This window comes from Sphingomonas sp. P3_C6, assembly GCF_056402595.1.
On sequence record NZ_JBFUHB010000048.1, the window covers coordinates 1 to 18,474 of the forward strand.

Below are 18,474 nucleotides of genomic sequence, written 5' to 3' on the forward strand. Positions count from 1 at the left end.
GGCCTTGGAAACATCCACTCCACAAATGATCTGCATCACGGTAACCTGTCTTGTCTGTGCGATTGGGAAATCAACCGACTGTTCGGTCGTGCGTGACAACGGCGATGGTCCCTGGCTCAGTGACGGCTGTTCAGCCAGAGAAAGAACGGGCGACATCGCCGCCGCGCCGGGGAGGGCGGCCACCCTCCCCGACGCTCATCGCAGACAATCAAGCCGCGACGAGGATGTCCAGATACAAGAAAGAGCAGGTCGGAGACGATGACGTTCCCGACCGCGCGACGCTGGCACAAGGTGTGTGTGCGTTGAATCATGACACTCTTGTTTCGGATGCGAAACAAGAGTGTCATTCCATGGTCTTATTTCGCGCGTACCGGCCGCAGCGGTGGGGCCCGTCCAACGAAATCGATAACGATTCGTGTGGGACCGTGACGATCGTCTCGGTGCCGAGCCCAGCCGCGCGCATGATATTCAGATATTTTCTTTAGGGGTTCCCCGTGTCCAGATCGACCGTCGCAAAATCTTCTCTCCTGTTCGGCGCTGCCATCGGCGCGCTGTTCTGTTCCGCCGGGGCTTTTGCCCAGGAGGCCACCGCGCCGGAGACTGCGGAGACCGCATCGAGCGATATCATCGTGACGGCGGAGCGGCGGCCCGAATCGCTGCAGAAGGTGCCGCTGTCGGTCGCGGTGGTGAATGGGGACGCGTTGCGCGCCTATCAGACCGGCGGCGACGACATCCTGTCGCTCTCCGGCCGCGTACCCGGCCTTTATGCCGAGACGACGACCGGCCGCATCTTCCCGCGTTTCTACATTCGCGGCCTGGGCAATATCGATTTCTATCTCGGCGCATCGCAGCCGGTATCGATCATCCAGGACGATGTGGTGCTCGAGCATGTCGTGCTGAAATCGAACCCGGTGTTCGACGTGGCGCAGACCGAAGTGCTGCGCGGCCCGCAGGGCTCGCTGTTCGGCCGGAACACCACGGCGGGCATCATCAAGTTCGATACGATCAAGCCGACCCAGGATTTCGAGGGCCGCGGCCAGGCTTCCTATGGCAGCTACAACACGGTCACGGCCGATGCCGGCGTGGGTGGCCCGATCGTCAAGGACCTGCTCGCGTTCCGCGTGTCGGCGCTATACCAGCACCGCGACAATTGGATCGACAACACTTTCAAGGGCACCAGCGCCGACGGCACCGTCTCTCCGCAGAAGGACGCGATGGGCGGCTTCGACGAGCGCGACATCAGGCTCCAGCTGCTGTTCACGCCGGGCGATCGTTTCTCGGTCAACGTCTCGGCGCATGCGCGCGACTACAGCGGCACCTCGACCATCTTCCACCGGGCCGCGCTGAAGAAGGGCTCGAACAGCACCGATGCCGAACCGCGCGACCAGGTCGCGTTCGATGAGGCGATGAACAATCCGCAGGCCTACAAGACCTATGGCGAGTCGGTGCGCGCGGCCTATGATTTCGGCGGCGTCACGCTGACCTCGATCAGCGCCTATGAAACCACGTCGGGCTATAGCCGCGGTGATACCGACGGCGGTGCCGCGGCCAATTTCGGCGGCGTCGGCTTTGGCCAGTCGCAGGGCAATCTCCGCAATCTCGACCAGTTCACCCAGGAAGTGCGGCTGGCGAGCGATGGCGACAGCCGCTTCAAATGGCAGATCGGCGGCATGTATTTCGATTCGCGCGACATTACCGAATTCTACCAGCGCGCCTATTTCCTCAACACCGCGGCGCGCAACCCGAACAACTGGGTGCGCCTGCATGACGTGAACACGTCATGGGCTGCGTTCGGTCAGCTCAGCTACGAGATCCTGCCGAACCTGACGCTCACCGCGGGCGGCCGCGTGACCGAGGACAAGAAGACCACGGAACTGCTGAAGACGGCCAACACAGCAACCAATGCGGTTACCTATACCGGTCGCCGCTTCGTCGAACTGAAGGACACGCAGCCGAGCTGGGATTTCAGCGCGCTGTACCAGGTCAATCCGGACGTCAGCCTCTACGCCCGCGTCGCACGAGGTTTCCGCGGGCCGACCATTCAGGGCCGTTCGGCCGTGTTCAACTCGGATTTCACCACGGCGAATTCCGAGACGATCCTGTCCTGGGAAGCTGGCTTCAAGAGCAACCTGTTCAACAACACGCTGCGTTTCAACGCGACGGCCTTCACCTACACGGTCGATGATATCCAGCTGAACGGCAATGATTCCAACGGCAACGGCGTGCTGTTCAATGCCGACAAGGCCAAGGCCTATGGCCTTGAGGCCGAAGCCGACTGGCACCCGGTCCCGAACCTTGCCATCGGCCTCGGCCTCAGCCTGCTGCACAGCGAGATCAAGGACAAGCGCGTCTATGCGCAGGTCTGCGCGCTGAGCGGCGTCGTCGTCTGCACGGTACAGAACCCGACGATCACCGTGCCGGTGTTCGGCCAGCCCGCAGTGTTCGCCCAGATCGATGGCCAGCCGCTGCCGAACGCACCGGAATACACGGTCAACTTCAACGGCCGTTACGACGTGCCGCTGGGCAATGGCGGCAAGGTCTTCGCGTCGACCGACTGGAACCTGCAGGGCTATACGAACTTCGTGCTCTACAAGACCAAGGAGTTTTATTCGGACGGCACCTTCGAGGGCGGCGTGAAGCTCGGCTACACCGCGCCGGGTGGCGCTTATGAGGTCGCGCTGTTCGGTCGCAACATCACCAACGAGAAGAACCTGAAGGGCGTGATCGAGAATTATATGGCAGCGGTGTTCAACGAACCGCGCGTCATCGGCATCTCGGTGAGCGGCAAGTTCCGCTAAACCTCGTTTACTGAGCAATCGTTCGGCGCCGTTGCCCCTTTTTGGGCGGCGGCGCCGAATGCGTTTCAGGCCTTCCAGTCGCCCGATTTGCCGCCGGTCTTGGTCAGCAGGCGGACGCCGCCGATCGTCATGGCTTTGTCGATCGCCTTGGCCATATCGTAGATCGTCAGCAACGTGACCGAGACGGCGGTGAGCGCCTCCATCTCCACGCCGGTCTTGCCTTCGGTCGCGGCGGTGGCGGTGGCGGTCACGCCGGTGTCGTCCACGGCCAGGTCGATGGCGACGCGGGTCAGGGGCAGGGGGTGGCAGAGCGGGATCAGCTCGCTGGTGCGCTTGGCGGCCATGATGCCCGCGACGCGGGCGACGGCGAGCACGTCGCCCTTCACCGCGGCGCCGTCGCGGATCGCGCTGGCGGCTTCGGGGGACATGTCGATGCGGCCGGTGGCTCTGGCTTCGCGGGCGGTGATGGCCTTGCCCGAGACGTCGACCATGTGGGCGGCGCCGGTTTCGTCGAGATGGGTAAGGTTGGTCATCGACTTTTTCGCCCGCATAAGCTCCCGCCGTTCGCCCTGAGCTTGTCGAAGGGCTGCTCTTCTCTTCGATGGAAGGAAGAACAGGGCTTCGACAAGCTCAGCCTGAACGGAGTGGGGGGGTGATCCGTCCTGAGTCACTCTAGCGCATCAAATAGAAGGATTGAATCGCCAGCTTTTCGCTACCCCACCAGCGCCCGTGTCGCCGCCTCGACATCCTGCTGGCGCATTAGCGCCTCGCCGATCAGGAAGCAGTGAACGCCGCGTTCGGCCATCTGGTCGAGATCGGCGCGGATGGTGAGGCCGCTCTCTGCGACGAAGGTGCAGTCGGCCGGCGCCTTGCCGATCAGGCGATAGGTGTTCTCGAAATCGACGCTGAAATCGCGCAGATTGCGGTTGTTGACGCCGATCAGCCGCGACTTGAGCTTCAGCGCGCGCTCCAACTCCTTCGCGTCGTGCACTTCGACCAGCACGTCCATGCCGCACTCGATCGCGCTTGCCTCGATCTCGGCGAGCAGGGCGTCGTCGAGCGCGGACATGATCAGCAGGATCGCATCGGCGCCGATCGCGCGGGATTCGGGGACCTGCCATGGATCGACCATGAAGTCCTTGCGCAGCACCGGCAGGTTGCAGGCGTCGCGCGCGGCGGTGAGATAGGAATCGGCACCCTGGAACCAGGGCTCGTCGGTCAGCACCGAGAGGCAGGCAGCGCCGCCGGCCTCATAGGCGCGGGCATGGGCGGGCGGATCGAAATCGGCGCGGATCAGGCCCTTTGACGGGCTGGCCTTCTTGATCTCGGCGATCAGGGCGTGGCCGGTCTTCGCCTTTGCGTCGAGCGCCGCGCGGAACCCGCGCGGCTTGGTCTGGCGCTCGATATGCGCGTCGAGTTCCGACAGCGGCATGGTCGCCTTGCGCGCGGCGACTTCGGCGCGCTTGGTTTCGAGGATTCGTTCGAGAATGTCGGTCATGGGTAAGCGATCCAGCGATCGAGCAGGGCCCGGGCCGCGCCTGAGTCGATCGCTTCGGCGGCCAGGTCCGCGCCTTCGGGAAGGTCGGCGGCCTTGCCGGCGACCATAAGCGCAGCGGCGGCGTTGAGAAGGACGGCATCGCGATATCCGCCATGCTCGCCGGCGAGCAGGCGGCGCAGTGCCGCGGCGTTGTATTCGGGGTCGCCGCCACGGATCGCCGCCATGGCGTGACGCGGCAAATTGGCGTCTTCGGGTGCGATGCGGGTGGGCATCGAGAGGCTGCCGACGCTGACCGCGATGGTGGGGCCGGCACCCGAAACTTCGTCCAGGCCTTCCTCGCCCGACACGACCAGCGCGGCTTCGGTTCCCAGCTGTTCGAGGGCCTGGGCATAGGGCGCGGCATAGTCCGGCCGGGCGATGCCGATGAGCTGGCGGGTGACCCGCGCCGGATTGGCGAGTGGTCCCATCAGGTTGAAGATGGTGCGCCGGCCGATATGGCGGCGGATCGGCGTGATGCGCTTCATCACCGGGTGATGGTTCGCCGCGAACAGGAAGGCGATGCCGATATCGCGCAAACTCGCCTCGGCATTGAGGCCGGCGCGTTCCATGTCGAGACCGAGCGCCTCGAGCGTGTCGGCGGCGCCCGCCTTGCTCGATGCGGCGCGGTTGCCATGCTTGGCGACCGGCACGCCGCAGCCGGCGACGATGATCGAGACGGCGGTCGAGACATTGAGCGTGTGGTGCCCGTCGCCGCCGGTACCGCACACGTCGATCGCGCCGTGCGGCGCCTCGATCGGGATCAGGCGAGCACGGAGCGCCTTGGCTGCCTCGGCGATCTCGATGCTCGTTTCGCCCCGGTCGCTGAGCGCGATGAGGAATTCGGCGATGGCCTCTTCCGAGGTCTTCGCGTCGAGGATGTCGGCGAACGCCTGCGCCGCGCTTTCGTGGGAGAGCGGGGTGGAGGGATCGGGGAGGAGGGTGAGGGTGGTCATTTTTCTGGCTCCCCTCCCGCTTGCGGGAGGGGCTGGGGGTGGGCGCCCGGCTGGCCACAAACGGAAACGATTTTGGTGAGCGCGAGCCCACCCCCGACCCCTCCCGTAAACGGGAGGGGGGAAGAAGAAGGCTCAGCTGTCACGCCAGCGCCTTCACATCGATGCCGGCGAGCCGCACGAAATTGGCCAGCAGCGCATGGCCATGCTCGGTCGCGATGCTTTCCGGGTGGAACTGTACGCCGTGGATCGGCAGCGTTGCGTGGCGGAAACCCATCACGGATCCATCGTCCGCGGTCGCGTTGACGATCAGGTCGGCGGGAATGTCCTGGACGATCAGCGAATGATAGCGGGTCGCGGTGAAGGGCGAGGGCAGGCCCTCGAACAGGCCGGTGCCGTCATGCGTGACCGGCGAGGTCTTGCCGTGCATCAGCCCGCCGCGCACCACCTGGCCGCCGAAATGCTGGCCGATCGCCTGATGGCCGAGGCAGACACCGAGCAGCGGCTTTTCCGCCTGGGCGCACGCCGCGACGAGATCGAGGCTGATACCCGCCTCGTTCGGTGTGCAGGGGCCGGGCGAGATCAGGAAGCCCTGCGCGTTGCTCTCGATCGCCTCGCGCGCGGTGAGGGAATCGTTGCGCACGACCTTCACCTCGGCGCCGAGCTCCATCAGGTAATGGACCAGGTTCCAGGTGAAGCTGTCGTAATTGTCGATGACGAGGATCATGGGCGTGGGCGCTAACGCTTTTGCCGTGCAACCACAATCGGCCCGATCACGCGGAAGCGATGCTTTCGTCTTGTCATCGGTACCAACCACCGCGATACGCTTGTCAAAGTTGGATGTACCGCACCGATGGGCCAGGAATTTTCCTTCGCATCCTACTTAGATATGGGCTGCGCACCATGGCGCCATGCCATTATCGCACCTAGATAATGGCTGATAATCGCTCCATTCAGGGTGGAGCAATCGCCAGTCGCGGACGTTGATACCGCCCAGGAGGTCGCCCTTATGTTTCGTACCCTCGCCATCGCCGCCCTGTTCCTGCTCCCCGGTGTGGCGAGTGCGCAGGACCAGCAGGCCGAAACCGGCAAGCCACCGCAGCGAATCCGCAACGTGACGCTGACCGGCGCCGAGTCCTGCCCAAAGCCTGTGGACGGCGAGGTCGTGGTGTGCAGCACGCTGGAGGAGCCGTACCGGATTCCCAAGGCGTTGCGCGAAACCAAGAAGAGCGCCGCGACCAACAGCTGGGTCAACCGCGCGGCGACGATGGACGAGATTGGACGCGAAGCAGGCGGCTTGCCCGATACCTGCTCGCCGGTAGGTTCGGGCGGCCAGACCGGCTGCGCGCTGCGGATGAATCAGCAATTTGCCGCGGAGCGTGCCGAGAAGAAGCGCCAGGAGAGCGTGATTCCCTGATCTCATCGGCCGCGAGATAGCGGTCGACCCCGACACGTTGAATCGATGATATGGCGAAAGGATATGGGACAGCAATTGTCCCATATCCCTTTCGCCCTGCTATTGCCCGAAGCCTGCTTCGCTGGCCCGTGCGACTGCTTCGCGGGCAGCGGCAAGCAAGGCGCCTGCCTTGGCCTCGCATTCGCGCTGCTCATAGGCCGGATCGCTGTCGGCGACGATGCCGGCGCCGGCCTGGACGTGCATGACTCCGTCCTTCACCACCGCGGTGCGCAGCACGATGCAGCTGTCCATCGACCCGTCGGGCGAGAAATAGCCCACGCCGCCGGCATAGGCGCCGCGCACTTCCTGCTCCAGTTCCGCGATCACGCCGCAGGCGCGCACCTTGGGCGCGCCGCTGACGGTGCCCGCGGGGAAGCCGGCGAACAGCGCGTCGAGCGCGTCATGGCTTTTGTCGAGCCGGCCGACCACGTTCGACACGATGTGCATGACATGGCTGTAGAGTTCGGTGGTGTAGCTCGCCGTCACCTTGACCGTACCCGCCTCGGCAACGCGGCCGACATCGTTGCGGCCCAGGTCGAGCAGCATCAGATGTTCAGCGCGCTCCTTGGGGTCGGCAAGCAGGCTCTGGCGGTTGACCTCGTCCTCCGCCGCCGTCTTGCCGCGCGGGCGGGTGCCGGCGATCGGGCGGATGGTGACCTCCCCGTCGCGCACCCGCACCAGGATCTCGGGGCTCGACCCCGTCAGCGCGAAGCCTGGCAGGTCGAGATGATAGAGGAAGGGTGAAGGGTTGATCCGGCGGAGTGCGCGATAGAGCTCGAACGCCGGCAGCGTGAAGGGCGCGGTGAAGCGCTGGGCGAGCACGACCTGGAAGATGTCGCCGGCGACGATATAGTCCTTGGCGCGCGCGACCATCTCGCCATAGCGGCCCTCGGGCAGCACCGGGGTGAGGGCGATCTCCGCCGTATCGACTGCGCGCACCGGCGCGGGCAGCGGGGCAGTGGCGAGGCGGGCGGCGACGGCGTCGATCCGGTCCTGTGCCTCGGCGACGATCTCCGCGGGGTCGCGTGACGCGTCTGGCCAGACCGGGGCGACGAGGAACAGCGCATCGGCCAATCGGTCGAAGATCAGCACCACCGTCGGACGAACGAACATCATGTCGGGCAGGCCGAGCGGATCGTTCGCCGGTCGATCGAGCTTTTCGACCAGCCCGACCGTCTCATAACCGAAATAGCCTACCAGGCAGGCGAGCGCGGGCGGAAGCTCGGTCGGCACGTCCATGCGGCAGGTGGCGACGAGCGCGCGGAGCGCGTCGAGCGTCGGTGCCGCGCAGGGCTCGAATGCTGCCTTGTCGGTTAGCCAGTGACGGTTGATCTCGGCGCGGGCGCCTGCCGCGCGGAACAGCAGATCGGGCGCGAGGCCGATCAGGCTGTGGCGCCCGCGCGTCGCACCGCCTTCGACCGATTCGAGCAGGAAGTCGCCGCGCCCCGGCTCGATCAGCTTGAGCGCAGCGGCGACCGGGGTCTCGGTGTCGGCGATCTGGCGACGCCATATGAGGGCCGGCCGTCCGCCCTGGAGGGCGGAGACGGCGGCATCAGCGTTCGCAGCGGCGTTTCCGGGGGCATTCCCGGCCGTCCCAGCCTTAATTGGAACCGCCCTGGCCGACGAGCGCAGCCCGCACGACGCCGATCGCCTTGTCGTTCTTCTTCACGCCGACCGAGCGGCGCACCGCCTCGGTGAACTGCTGGATATATTCGCGGCCAAGCGTCTGGCCGATCTGGGCGCGGGCGCGGTCGATCACAGGCTTCTGGCCGGCCGCGTTGCCGCGTTCGATATGGTTCAGATAGATGACGTACCAGCCGGCTTTGTTGGGCGCCTCGATCATGCGCGCCTGCTTCTCGGTCATGCTGAACATCATCGTGATGGCAGGCGGCACCTGACCGCGCGCCGCCTCGACCTGGCCGCGCGCGATGGGCGGAACCGTCTCGGGCGGGCGGATGCCCAATTTGGTCTCGGCAATCGACTGGGCGAGCGGCATGCCCTTGGCGACGCGTGCGACGACATCGACGGCCGCCTGACGCGCGGCGCGCTGCGCCCGGTCGGTGACGAAGTCCTCGGCGACCTTGTCGCGGATCTGGGCGAGCGTGCGCGGCGCGGCCGGGACGATGCGGGCGAGCGAAACGATCGCGAAGCTGCCGTCCTGGCCGAGCGGCACCAGCTGCGGGTCGTCACCCTGCTCGGCGGCGAAGGCGGCGACGAGCGCCTGGGCGAAGGCGGGGTCCGGCTTGGAGGCCGCATCGTCCGGGTTGACGCCGGCCGAGGTGAGCGGCGGGGTGTTCGCGGCGGTCAGTTTCTGGTCTGCGACGATCTCGTCGAAGGTCGCGTTGCTGCCGATCGCATTGTCGATCGCATCGCGTTTCGCCTGCATCGCGACGGCGGCCTTTTCGGCGCCAAGCTGGGTGAGCAGTTCCGGCCGGGCCTGTTCTAGCGACTTGGCCTCGATCTTGTCGATTCCGTCGACGCGCAGCACGGTGAAGCCGAGCGGGGTACGGAACGGCCCGAGCACCGTGCCCTTCGCGGCGGCGAAGGCGGCGTTGGCGATCTCGGTGGAATTGGCGGTGGTGTAGGCAGGCTTCTCGACGCCCTTCAGCGTGTTGGGCTCGAGCCCGGCGGCGCGGACGGCGTCTTCGAGCGAGCCCGCCTTGGCCTTGGCGACGAGCGCATTGGCCGCTGCCTGATCGGGCACGATCACCTGGACGATGTCGCGCTTTTCGGTCGCCTGGAACTTCGCCTTTTGCAGGTTGGCATAGCCCTTGGCGATCTCGGCATCGGTGGGGATGGCGGTCGCCTTGATGCTGTCCATCGTCACGGTGGCATAGCGAACTACACGACGTTCCGGCACGGTGTAGCGCGCGATGTTGCGCTTGTAGAAGGTCGCGAGCTCGGCATCGGTGGGCGGCGTGCCCTTGCCCATGGCGGCGGTCGGGATAAAGCCGACGCTGCCGTCGCGCTTTTCGAGCAGCAGCGAGGCGAAGGGCATCGCGACCTTCACCGGAACCTGCGACGCGCCCGAGGTCGGCACGAGTATTTGCTGCGTCAGCGTATCGTTGAGGATCTCGCTGCGGAGCTGCTTGTCGCTGAGGCGGGCGCGGCCGAGGAACTGCTCATAGGCCGACTGGCTGAACTTGCCATCGATGCCCTGGACCGCGGGCAGGCTGGCGATCCGGCCGTCGATCAGGCGCTTCGAGGCGACGAGGCCCTGGTCTTTCGCGAACTCGGTCAGCGCCAGGGTGTTGATCGTGCCCTCGAGCGTCGAATCGACGCCGCCCTGGTTGACGAACTGGACCATGTCGAGCGTCGGCTGATCACGGCGGGCACCGTCGAGCTGGTTCTGAACGCGCTCGCGCAGGTCGATCTCGCTGATCTGCGTGCCGCCGACCTTCACGACCGAATCGCTGGATACGCGCGTCCCGCCGCCCAGGCCGGTGATGTCGCCCATGCCGAACGTCACGGCAATCACGGCGAGCACGCCGAGGGTGATGAAGACACCCACCTTCGAATTGACGGCGCGGCGGATGAGACTGAGCATGGTCGAGAAGAGCCGATCTGATAGAGGCCGAAAAAGGGCGAACAGCGACGCTTTACGGGGAGCGACCCGCTCCTTCAAGCTTGTGCGATTCTGAGGCCGCGCTATCGGCGGGCGGGAAAAAGAGGGAGACGCGGCTTTGGCACGACGCAGGCTGATTGCAGGGAACTGGAAGATGAACGGCAGCCTGGCGGCGCTGGCCGAGCTGGACGGCATCACCGCGGCGGCCGTCGCGGCACCGGGCGTCGACGTTGCGATCGCGGTGCCGGCGACCCTGATCGCCGCCGCGGCGGCGCGCGTGCCGGGCCTCGCGATCGGCGCGCAGGACGTACACCCGGCCGACAAGGGCGCGCATACCGGCTGCATCTCGGTCGCGTTGGTGAAGGATGCGGGGGCTGTCTTCTCGATCATCGGCCATAGCGAGCGCCGTGCCGACTGCCATGAGACCGACGCTGAGGTGAAGGCCAAGGCCGAGGCACTGCGCCGTGGCGGGCTGACCGCGATCCTGTGCGTCGGCGAGACGCTGGACGAGCGCGATGCGGGCCGGGCCGAAGAGGTGGTGACCGGGCAGCTCACGGCATCGCTGCCCGAGGGCGCGGCGGCCGGATGGCTGTCGATCGCCTATGAGCCGGTCTGGGCGATCGGCACCGGGCGCACGCCGACCGTGGACGACGTCGCCGCGATGCACGGTGCGATCCGGGCGCGGCTGCGCTCGCTGATTGGTGCCGAAGCCGATGCGGTGCGGATCCTGTATGGCGGGTCGGTGACCGGCGACAATGCGGCCGAACTGCTCGCGGCAGGCGATGTCGACGGCGCGCTGGTCGGCGGGGCGAGCCTTACCGCAGCGAAGTTCGTGCCGATCGTGGAGGCGGGCGCGGCGCTGGGGTGAGGGGCCCCGGTCGTGCTTGAGCGGGCCCTGTTGGCTTGGCCGTGGGCCCTTCCAACTATTCGCAAGTAAAGATTTCACCGCGGTACTTGCTGTCGGATAGAATAGCGCGATTTTTGAGAGGCACCTTGGAGGAGGGGTGAATCGAGCGCTATTTGGCGCCTGCGCCGGACGCTCCCAATAGAGTCCGGAGGCCGGGATGAGAGCAGGTATAGCTCCGCCGGCGAGGCGGATGGCGTCTTCCGAAAATCGGCGATCTATTTGCCGATTTATGCGAGGGGTATCGCGAGACGTTCGGCCTTTACATTGCGACATGACTGTCTTCTTGCCTGTTCTTGGTGCTGCGTGAGGGCCCGTCGCGGTTTGTTCGGTCCGGCGGATGGGCAGCATAGCGGGTGACAGGGTGTCGCTGAATCGATCGTATTTCGATGGGCTGGAACTGGCTCGACCCGGTCTGTGGCGCGGGATCGGCCTGTTGTCGTTCGCCACGTAAAGACGCGTGGGCGGCCATGATTCCAGGATGATGCGGCGGCTTTACTGCACCGGCACCGCAGCGCCGGCGTAAGGGTCATACGGCCGCGCCTCGGTTGGCTGTCGCGGCGGCGGCTGGAAGGCAGGGGGTGGGGGTGGTGTCGCGCGCCGCGTCGTTCCGTCCGCCCCGCTCGCTATCGCGGTCTGCAATCCGGCGACGATGCCGGGGGCGCCGAACAGGATGAAGCAGCCCAGGATGACGGTCACGCCGCGACGCAGATCGACCCGCCCCGACAGCGCCAGAAAACCAACCGACGCAACGGCGATGACCGCGATCGCGGTCGCGAGCGAGCCCAGAAGAGCCTGCTGCAGCCACCCTACCGCGAGTGCCAGGGCGTCAGATCCCTGATTTACGATCGGCATCTACCGCATTCTCCATTGGCTTTCGCGTCTCGCCATGAATTGGTCGTCCACCTCTGCCGAGTAAATTTATCACTATAATTCACATCAAGGTGAATAAGCTCGCTCATTATCTTGCTTCCGTTAAATTGCCTTGAGATTCATTGCTCGCCTCATTGGGGTTCTGGACGGCCTTGCACACACCGGCCACGAGATCGGCGTGGATGGTCTCCTGATAAGCAGGCGCGTCTGCTGCTTTTGCCATCGCCGACATGCGGTTCAATGTTGGCGCATCCTTACAGATGTCATAGCCGGTTTTCGTCCGCGCTTCCTCGGCCACACCCAACACCAGTTCGGTGTTGTTGTAGGACGACACCGAACCACCCGTTTCGGCTACATGCTGTAATGATGCCAGGACCCCTTGGCGTCCAAAGGCCCCGATTGGCTTGATATAGCATATGTCCTTGCCATGCTCGCGGACCTCGCCGTCGTGTGCCTTCAGCAGCTCAGGCAAGGTCGATGGACTCTTCTCGCCTACCGCTGCGCCACAAATAGGTTCTCTGTTGCAGCCGCTCAGCCCAATGGCGACCGCAATAACCATTACGGTTCTTAGTCCGAACATTTTTTGCTCGCTGGCAGGTTGTTGTAAGCGCGCAAAAGTTGGTTGGACATTGCGATAGCTTGGTTCTCAACGGGATTATTATGAGCATCTCCCGTATTGTATTTACCCATGCCCGAGGCAACCCCGTATGCCGCCCCGAACCCAACCATTCCCCAACTCTTATATTGGCGAGTGTGGACGATTTCTTCGAAGTAAGTGGCTCCTCCCGAGGGGCTGCTGATCCGACCCCAGGCCGACGACGCAACATGTATGCTGTTTCCGATCGTAATCGCCGGGTTCCCCATCGTGTTGTAAACGGACTGAGCTGTCAGACTACCATTATAGAAGGTGACATCTCCAAGCCCTTTGGTGTTGTAGCCCTGCGAGCCAAGGAAACCGATCATGCACTGCGAGAGTTTCTTCTCACTTTGCGGCGCCGATCCCCCAGTTCCGACGGGCGCCGAAGCTTGCGGAGGCGCCATAGCTGTTTGTAGCCAATAGCCACGCATCGCGTCGTTGATCTGGCTCGCCACCCAGTCGCCAACCGGCAGGCATGCACCAAAGAAAAAATGTCCGCTAAGGCATCCGGCTACGACAATATCATCGCTCAGAACCGAATTTTGACCCGAATTGTTAGGTGGCGTGCCCCCAAGCCCACTCGGATCGATTTTGTTGATCGGATCGTTCCCGGCATAGGCGTACATATTCAACCCGTCGCCATAACCGATCGGGTCCGACTGCATGAACCGTCCGAGTGTCGTCGAGTACATTCTCGCTTTGTAATAATACATGCCGAGCTGCGGTAGCCAGGTCTGGCCGGTATATTGGAACCGCCCGATGTTGGTCGAGGCCGGAATCCCATATTCGTCGTAGGAATTGATACCCAGCATCGCGCCCGCGGCATCGCTCACCGCGATCACGCTGCCACGTTCGTCGGTGTGCAGCCAGCGCGGGCTCGCCGTGCCTGACCCTTCATACCAGACGATCGGCTCGTCCACGCCCGGTGCGTGGACATAGCGGCGCAGCAGTGCATTCGAGGCGTCATATTCGGCGATCAGCGCCTGGCCGTCATAGGCGAAGCGGGTAGTGCCGCTTGCATTGGCGATCTGAGCCAGCCGCCCCCCTGCATCATAGGCGAGGCTCGTCGAGGATGGTGCGGTCAGCAGGTAGTTCTCGGAGCTATAGCCATAGCTGTTGCTGCCGTCGCTCGTCAGGTTGCCGCGATCGTCATAGCCGAAGGTCGTGCCGTTGACTGACGCATATTGGTTGAGCCCGTTGGTCGTATAGGGCCGGCTGAGGTTGGCCGGGCTCGTCCAGGCATAAGCGTCGTTCGATCGCGTGACCGAACTGATCTGGCCCGCCGGATTGTAGCTGTAGCCGAGCGTCACATCGCTTGCCGTGCCAGCTAGGTTCTGAGTCAGGGTCAACAAGCGCGACAGCATGTCCGGCGTCGAGCCCTGGCCAGTGCCGTTGCCGAAGGCGATGTTCGTCCTGAACCCGAGATCGTCATAGGTGTAGGTTGCCAACAGGCCAGTGCCGGACGTCGCCCCGTTCGCGTTGATCTTGTTGATCTGTCCGGTCGGCAGATATTCGTAATTCACATCGAGGCCCGTGCCGGGATAAGTGATCTTGGTCCGGCGGCCGGCCGCGTCGTAATAGCTGGTCACCGTACCCTGCGGACCGACCTGAGTGAGGTTCTGCCCCAGCGCATCATAGGTGAAGGTCAGTGCGCTGCCCGATTGGCTCGCGCCGGTCATCCGGCCCTGAAGGTCGTAGCTGTAGGCGACGTCCGGCTCACTGCCGGGCAGATTCTTGGAGGTGAGCCGGTTGAGGCTGTCATAGGTCAGGCCGATCGTCTGCCCGTCCCGCAGTCGCGCCGTCGTGACGTTGCCGTTGGCATCATAGGTGGGCGATTCATAGTCGGTGTCAGAACTGATTCCCGCGGCGGTTTTGCTTGGATAGGCGACCTTGGATGGTCGATCGAAGCGGTCATAGCTGTAGGTCGTCCTATTGCCCTTCGCGTCAGTGACCGTCTGGACCTTTCCGTTCTGGGTATAGGTCGTGGATTCGGTCGCGGCCGCGCTGGTGCCATATCCCGATACGACGGAAAGCGGCCGGCCGGCGCCGTCATAGGTCCACCGAGTCACGCGGTCCGGGCCGGCCGCCGCGGTCGTTTGGGGCGTGCAGACGTCGGGTTGAATCGAGTTCATGCGCACGGCCGAGCAGAGCAGCCGTCCAGCCGTATCGTAACTATATTCGGTGACCGCCTGTGCCGCGGTGCCGGCGAACAGCGTGTCCTTCGTCTTGCGGCTATAGCTGTCAAAACCGGTCTGGACTGACTGCTGTCCAACAAACCCGGACATGTCGGTCGCCTGGCTCGGCACGTTGCCGGTTTCGGCGACCGTCACTTGTCCGTCGCCGGCATAGGTGAAGCGCTGGGCGACGGGCTTCAGCGGCCCGCTCCCGTCCGGATCCGGGCCGATCGCCGCAATCACGCGGCGATCGATATCGTAGATCCGCCGCGACACGTCGACGGCGCCGGCAAGCGGACCGTCGATCGTGGCGACGTCGCCGTCGGAATCGTAGCTGTAGCTTGTCGTGCTCGAAACCGAGCCGTTGCCCGCGGCCTGGGTGACGCTGACGGGCATGAGGTTGCTGGGCGATCCCGCGGTTGGATAGGTGATCGTCGTGCGGGTCTCGTCGGCGGTGTTGTCGCAGCTTGCCGTGCTGCTGCAGCTCGACACCTTGGTCAGCATCCAGACCGGCTGATCGATCGGCTGGCTTGACGCATCATAGGCCTGGACCTGGGCGTAGGTGTAGCGCGTCTGGGGCGAAACGCTGCCCGCCGCCACCGTGACCACCGGGCTCGTGACGCTGTCCAGCGCGCCATTGTTCGTGTTCCAGCTATAGTTCGTCGTGGCGAGAAGGGCATCGGTGGTCGATGTCGGCTTGTTGCAGATCTTCGCATTGGTGCAACTGGCCGGATAGGTGGCTGATGTCACGATATCCGCCACGACCGGTCCCGGTTTCGCGATCAGGTGCGTCTCTATGATGTTGCCGCGCGCATCATATCCGAACTTCGCGGCATTGCCCTCCCGCGCCGTCACCGTCTTCAACAGTCCCGGCGGGCAGTTGGCGTCGCCCGAGACGCAATAATCGAAGCTGGTGGATTCGAGAATGCTGGCAGCACTGTCCTTGGTTTCGTCCTTGGTGCTTCGATATGTGCTGTCGAAGGTGATGGTGCGAGTGCTTCCGGCCGGATCTGTGACGCTGCCGGTCGAACTGGTTTGGCCATAGGTCCAGGTCAATGGACCTCGGGTGACGGAGGCGACGGCGAAGCTCGATGGGGCATAGTTGATGGTGAAGTTGTCGGTGCTGAACCCGGGGAGCCTGATGCCCGACAATTCACCCGAATAGCTGTATGTCGTCACTTTCCCCGCAGCATCGGTGACCGTGGACAGAGCCTTGGGCACGTCGTAGCCGGGATCGGTATAGGAATAATCGACATAGCGGGTCGCACAGTTCGCAGTGCAGGCGAGATTGAGCGCGGTGACCCGGGTCAGGATCAGCCAGCGCACGTCGTCCCGCGGCTGGGGAAGCCCATAGCGATGAAGCTCCGTCTGCTGATAGGTGTAGAAAAGCTGATAGCCCGTGCTCGACTTTATCGAGAGGAGGCGGGTCGCGGCGGGATAATAGGTACAGCCGGATATGCAGCCGCTGAAGCGTTCATATTGATAGGTCAGCTTCGTCCCGTCGGGATAAACGACGCTTGAACCGAGCGCCCAGGGATATCCCTTGTCATAATAATTGGATTCAGCGTTGAAATTGATGATCGTGCCGTCGCTCGCGGTATAGACCGTCCGCGTCGCGTTGAGGCTGGAGCCGTCGATATCGTTGGAGTCATATTGGTTTGTCGACGTGTTCCAGGTGAAGCCGGCCGACTTGCCGTTGAAGGTGACGATAACGTTATAGCCGTCGCCCAAGATGCGCGGCACCAGCGCGATCCGCCACCCGGCGATCCATTGTCGCGTGTTGCGCAGCCCATGATGATCGTCGGGGCCGATGGAGAGATCGGTTGCAATCGCCATATATTTGCCGCGCAGGATATCGACACCGTTGGCATCGATCGCGCTGCGGACGGGCGGTGCGCTGGCGAGCGCCTGCGCCGTCGCGGGAGCGGCAAGGCACACGCCGAACAACGCCAACAGGGCTGGAATCCAAGACCTCACGAAACCCCCTCGCTCTTTTTCAACGATCTGCGGGAGCTTGGACTTCACGCGGTAAGGTATCGGACGGCCGGACGCAGTGACGCCGGCACCCGCTTACTCTCTCCGGCGTATCAAAACCCCGCGAATCTTGGTCATCGACCCKGTTAGGGAAGTGCCGACCCGGTCTAGCGGAGGCTTTGCGTCGCGATCAAAGCAAATCCGGATATCGCGCCACATTGGTGATTGTTATGGGAATTAGTGATCATCATTTCGATATACCCTTGTTGTTTCAACCATTTTAAACAAAGATACCGAGTAGCATCCGACCTTTGCCTAGCCGATGCGGAATGCACTGACGGTCGTTTATGCACCCGGCCAGTGAGACGACGAGGGGGTAATCGTGACAAGACTGAGTTCGACGCTGAAGACCCTGACCCTTTTGCCGCTGGCCATGCTGCCGCAGTCCGCCATTGCCGGTGCGTACACCAGTGCGGCTGTTATTGGGACGCTCAACCCGCGCGAATATGGTCTCGATCTCTATGTACCGTCGGCCGGTAACCCGGTTCCATGCTCCTGGAGTGGAATGTTTCGGCTCCAGCAAACGGCTGCGAACTATCAGGTCATCGCCAGCGTCATCATAACCGCTGCCGCACAAAAGAAGCCGGTTCAGCTCTATGCGGCAAGTTGCGATAGTGATGGAGCTACCATCATTGTGGCGGCCATGGTGGCTACGAACTGACCGCCGTCATCCCTTGCTGTCCGACTACCGTCTTCTCCCCGTCCTTGCCGCACTGAGATCGGAGCTGGAATGATGCAAAATGGCCGCTCATCGCAAGGTGGGCGCGCTGGCCCGCCCTCTTGTATTCCGATGAGCCCACAAACCAAGATATGATGGACCGGCCCGACAGCGCTCCCCTATTCAGGGCGTGACAGGGGTGTCGTTTCGGAGTCGTCACATGAAATCGTTCGTTTTTTCGGCTGTTGCGCTGCTGGCGCTGGTCGGGGCGCAGGCGCCTGCTCAGGGCACGCCACCCGCCGTCGAGATCGACCTGTCCAACTTCAAGATCAGCCCAGATGCCATCACGCTGCAGCATGGCCAGCCTTATGTGCTTCACATCGTCAACCAGGCGAAGGGTGGGCATGATTTCGAGGCGAAGGCGTTCTTCGATGCGGCGACCGTCGCGCCGGGGGATCGCACCGCGATCGCCAAGGGCAAGATCGAGCTTGGTGGTGGGCAATCCGCGGATGTGCACCTTACCGCACCTGCGGCCGGGACCTATGAGGTGCATTGCACGCATTTCATGCACTCGACCTTCGGGATGACCGGGAAGATCGTGGTTCAGTAAAGGGGACGTAATTCCCTGTTCCCCGGCGAAGGCCCTACGAGATTCACACATGGTATAGTGCGTATCCTTGTAGCATCGTCTGAAGGCGTAAGAGGCCTTCGAGTATGACGACGGGTCCGGGTTTTCCATAATAGCCGGTCCAGCCGCCGAGGCGCGCGCAGATCCACGAGGCGAACGCGAGCGAGCCTGGTGGGTGAGGGTTTTTCTGCTTGTCGGTCTTGCCTTCGAGCGCGGCGTTGACCTTGGCCATAGCGGGTTCATCACCGGGATCGAACAGA

Annotated in this window: 15 protein-coding genes and 1 pseudogene; 5 read left to right on the plus strand and 11 right to left on the minus strand. The window is 63.8% G+C overall.

Features of this window, described 5'->3' with window-relative positions:
* A partial coding sequence (locus tag AC1DT7_RS23635; protein ID WP_478038375.1) for a hypothetical protein occupies nucleotides 1–183 on the minus strand: 183 nt, incomplete at its 3' end.
* A 311-nt stretch (nucleotides 184–494) separates the two neighbouring features.
* Between AC1DT7_RS23635 and AC1DT7_RS23640 the strand changes: the two genes are divergently transcribed.
* Nucleotides 495–2,798 (plus strand): TonB-dependent receptor, encoded by a 2,304-nt coding sequence (locus AC1DT7_RS23640; protein WP_478038705.1) that lies wholly within the window; start codon nucleotides 495–497, stop codon nucleotides 2,796–2,798.
* Nucleotides 2,799–2,863: 65 nt separating this feature from the next.
* On the opposite strand, the gene moaC is transcribed toward AC1DT7_RS23640, so the two are convergent.
* The 4 genes from moaC to AC1DT7_RS23660 form a co-directional block, all read right to left on the minus strand.
* Entirely contained in the window at nucleotides 2,864–3,331 is a 468-nt protein-coding gene (gene moaC, locus AC1DT7_RS23645) for a cyclic pyranopterin monophosphate synthase MoaC (RefSeq protein WP_478038707.1), read from the minus strand.
* A 179-nt stretch (nucleotides 3,332–3,510) separates the two neighbouring features.
* Nucleotides 3,511–4,296, minus strand: a complete 786-nt coding sequence (gene trpC / locus AC1DT7_RS23650; protein WP_478038709.1) for an indole-3-glycerol phosphate synthase TrpC — start codon at nucleotides 4,294–4,296, stop codon at nucleotides 3,511–3,513.
* Complete coding sequence (trpD, locus tag AC1DT7_RS23655) at nucleotides 4,293–5,288, minus strand: anthranilate phosphoribosyltransferase (protein WP_478038710.1); 996 nt, start codon at nucleotides 5,286–5,288, stop codon at nucleotides 4,293–4,295. Before trpD ends, trpC begins: the two co-directional genes overlap by 4 nt.
* A gap of 139 nt (nucleotides 5,289–5,427) precedes the next feature.
* Nucleotides 5,428–6,012: an anthranilate synthase component II gene (locus AC1DT7_RS23660; protein WP_478038711.1), complete on the minus strand. Its 585-nt coding sequence runs from the start codon at nucleotides 6,010–6,012 to the stop codon at nucleotides 5,428–5,430.
* Nucleotides 6,013–6,294: 282 nt separating this feature from the next.
* Between AC1DT7_RS23660 and AC1DT7_RS23665 the strand changes: the two genes are divergently transcribed.
* Nucleotides 6,295–6,702 carry a hypothetical protein gene (locus tag AC1DT7_RS23665; protein ID WP_478038713.1) on the plus strand — a complete coding sequence of 136 codons (408 nt, stop codon included), beginning with the start codon at nucleotides 6,295–6,297 and terminating at the stop codon, nucleotides 6,700–6,702.
* A gap of 99 nt (nucleotides 6,703–6,801) precedes the next feature.
* Here the strand turns inward: AC1DT7_RS23665 and trpE are convergent, their stop codons facing one another.
* The gene (trpE, locus tag AC1DT7_RS23670; protein WP_478038725.1) at nucleotides 6,802–8,253 is read right to left on the minus strand and encodes an anthranilate synthase component I; all 1,452 of its coding nucleotides are present in this window, start codon (nucleotides 8,251–8,253) and stop codon (nucleotides 6,802–6,804) included.
* A gap of 88 nt (nucleotides 8,254–8,341) precedes the next feature.
* A complete protein-coding gene (locus AC1DT7_RS23675; RefSeq protein WP_478038714.1) occupies nucleotides 8,342–10,288 on the minus strand; it encodes a peptidylprolyl isomerase in 1,947 nt (648 codons plus the stop codon).
* A 136-nt stretch (nucleotides 10,289–10,424) separates the two neighbouring features.
* On the opposite strand from AC1DT7_RS23675, the gene tpiA reads away from it, so the two are divergent.
* Nucleotides 10,425–11,174 carry a triose-phosphate isomerase gene (gene tpiA, locus AC1DT7_RS23680; RefSeq protein ID WP_478038716.1) on the plus strand — a complete coding sequence of 250 codons (750 nt, stop codon included), beginning with the start codon at nucleotides 10,425–10,427 and terminating at the stop codon, nucleotides 11,172–11,174.
* 531 nt (nucleotides 11,175–11,705) lie between these two features.
* Here the strand turns inward: tpiA and AC1DT7_RS23685 are convergent.
* From AC1DT7_RS23685 to AC1DT7_RS23695, 3 genes are all read right to left on the minus strand, one after another.
* Entirely contained in the window at nucleotides 11,706–12,065 is a 360-nt protein-coding gene (locus tag AC1DT7_RS23685; RefSeq protein ID WP_478038717.1) for a TrbC/VirB2 family protein, read from the minus strand.
* 106 nt (nucleotides 12,066–12,171) lie between these two features.
* Nucleotides 12,172–12,642, minus strand: coding sequence for a hypothetical protein (locus AC1DT7_RS23690; RefSeq protein WP_478038718.1), 471 nt, complete (start codon nucleotides 12,640–12,642; stop codon nucleotides 12,172–12,174).
* A gap of 8 nt (nucleotides 12,643–12,650) precedes the next feature.
* Nucleotides 12,651–16,871, minus strand: coding sequence for an RHS repeat domain-containing protein (locus AC1DT7_RS23695; protein ID WP_478038720.1), 4,221 nt, complete (start codon nucleotides 16,869–16,871; stop codon nucleotides 12,651–12,653).
* Nucleotides 16,872–17,250: 379 nt separating this feature from the next.
* Between AC1DT7_RS23695 and AC1DT7_RS23700 the strand changes: the two genes are divergently transcribed.
* Nucleotides 17,251–17,589, plus strand: coding sequence for a hypothetical protein (locus AC1DT7_RS23700; RefSeq protein WP_478038722.1), 339 nt, complete (start codon nucleotides 17,251–17,253; stop codon nucleotides 17,587–17,589).
* A gap of 217 nt (nucleotides 17,590–17,806) precedes the next feature.
* Nucleotides 17,807–18,196: a cupredoxin domain-containing protein gene (locus tag AC1DT7_RS23705; protein WP_478038723.1), complete on the plus strand. Its 390-nt coding sequence runs from the start codon at nucleotides 17,807–17,809 to the stop codon at nucleotides 18,194–18,196.
* Between the two features lie 43 nt (nucleotides 18,197–18,239).
* On the opposite strand, the pseudogene AC1DT7_RS23710 reads toward AC1DT7_RS23705, so the two are convergent.
* Nucleotides 18,240–18,474, minus strand: a pseudogene (locus AC1DT7_RS23710) (hypothetical protein); the annotation flags it as partial.

Bases quoted from the DNA above. Each gene is read 5' to 3' on its own strand.
- AC1DT7_RS23675 (WP_478038714.1), bottom strand. From the start codon at position 10,288: ATGCTCAGTCTCATCCGCCGCGCCGTCAATTCGAAGGTGGGTGTCTTC.
- AC1DT7_RS23685 (WP_478038717.1), bottom strand. From the start codon at position 12,065: ATGCCGATCGTAAATCAGGGATCTGACGCCCTGGCACTCGCGGTAGGG.
- trpD (WP_478038710.1), bottom strand. From the start codon at position 5,288: ATGACCACCCTCACCCTCCTCCCCGATCCCTCCACCCCGCTCTCCCAC.
- trpC (WP_478038709.1), bottom strand. From the start codon at position 4,296: ATGACCGACATTCTCGAACGAATCCTCGAAACCAAGCGCGCCGAAGTC.
- AC1DT7_RS23690 (WP_478038718.1), bottom strand. From the start codon at position 12,642: ATGGTTATTGCGGTCGCCATTGGGCTGAGCGGCTGCAACAGAGAACCT.
- AC1DT7_RS23660 (WP_478038711.1), bottom strand. From the start codon at position 6,012: ATGATCCTCGTCATCGACAATTACGACAGCTTCACCTGGAACCTGGTC.
- AC1DT7_RS23705 (WP_478038723.1), top strand. From the start codon at position 17,807: ATGAAATCGTTCGTTTTTTCGGCTGTTGCGCTGCTGGCGCTGGTCGGG.
- moaC (WP_478038707.1), bottom strand. From the start codon at position 3,331: ATGACCAACCTTACCCATCTCGACGAAACCGGCGCCGCCCACATGGTC.
- AC1DT7_RS23665 (WP_478038713.1), top strand. From the start codon at position 6,295: ATGTTTCGTACCCTCGCCATCGCCGCCCTGTTCCTGCTCCCCGGTGTG.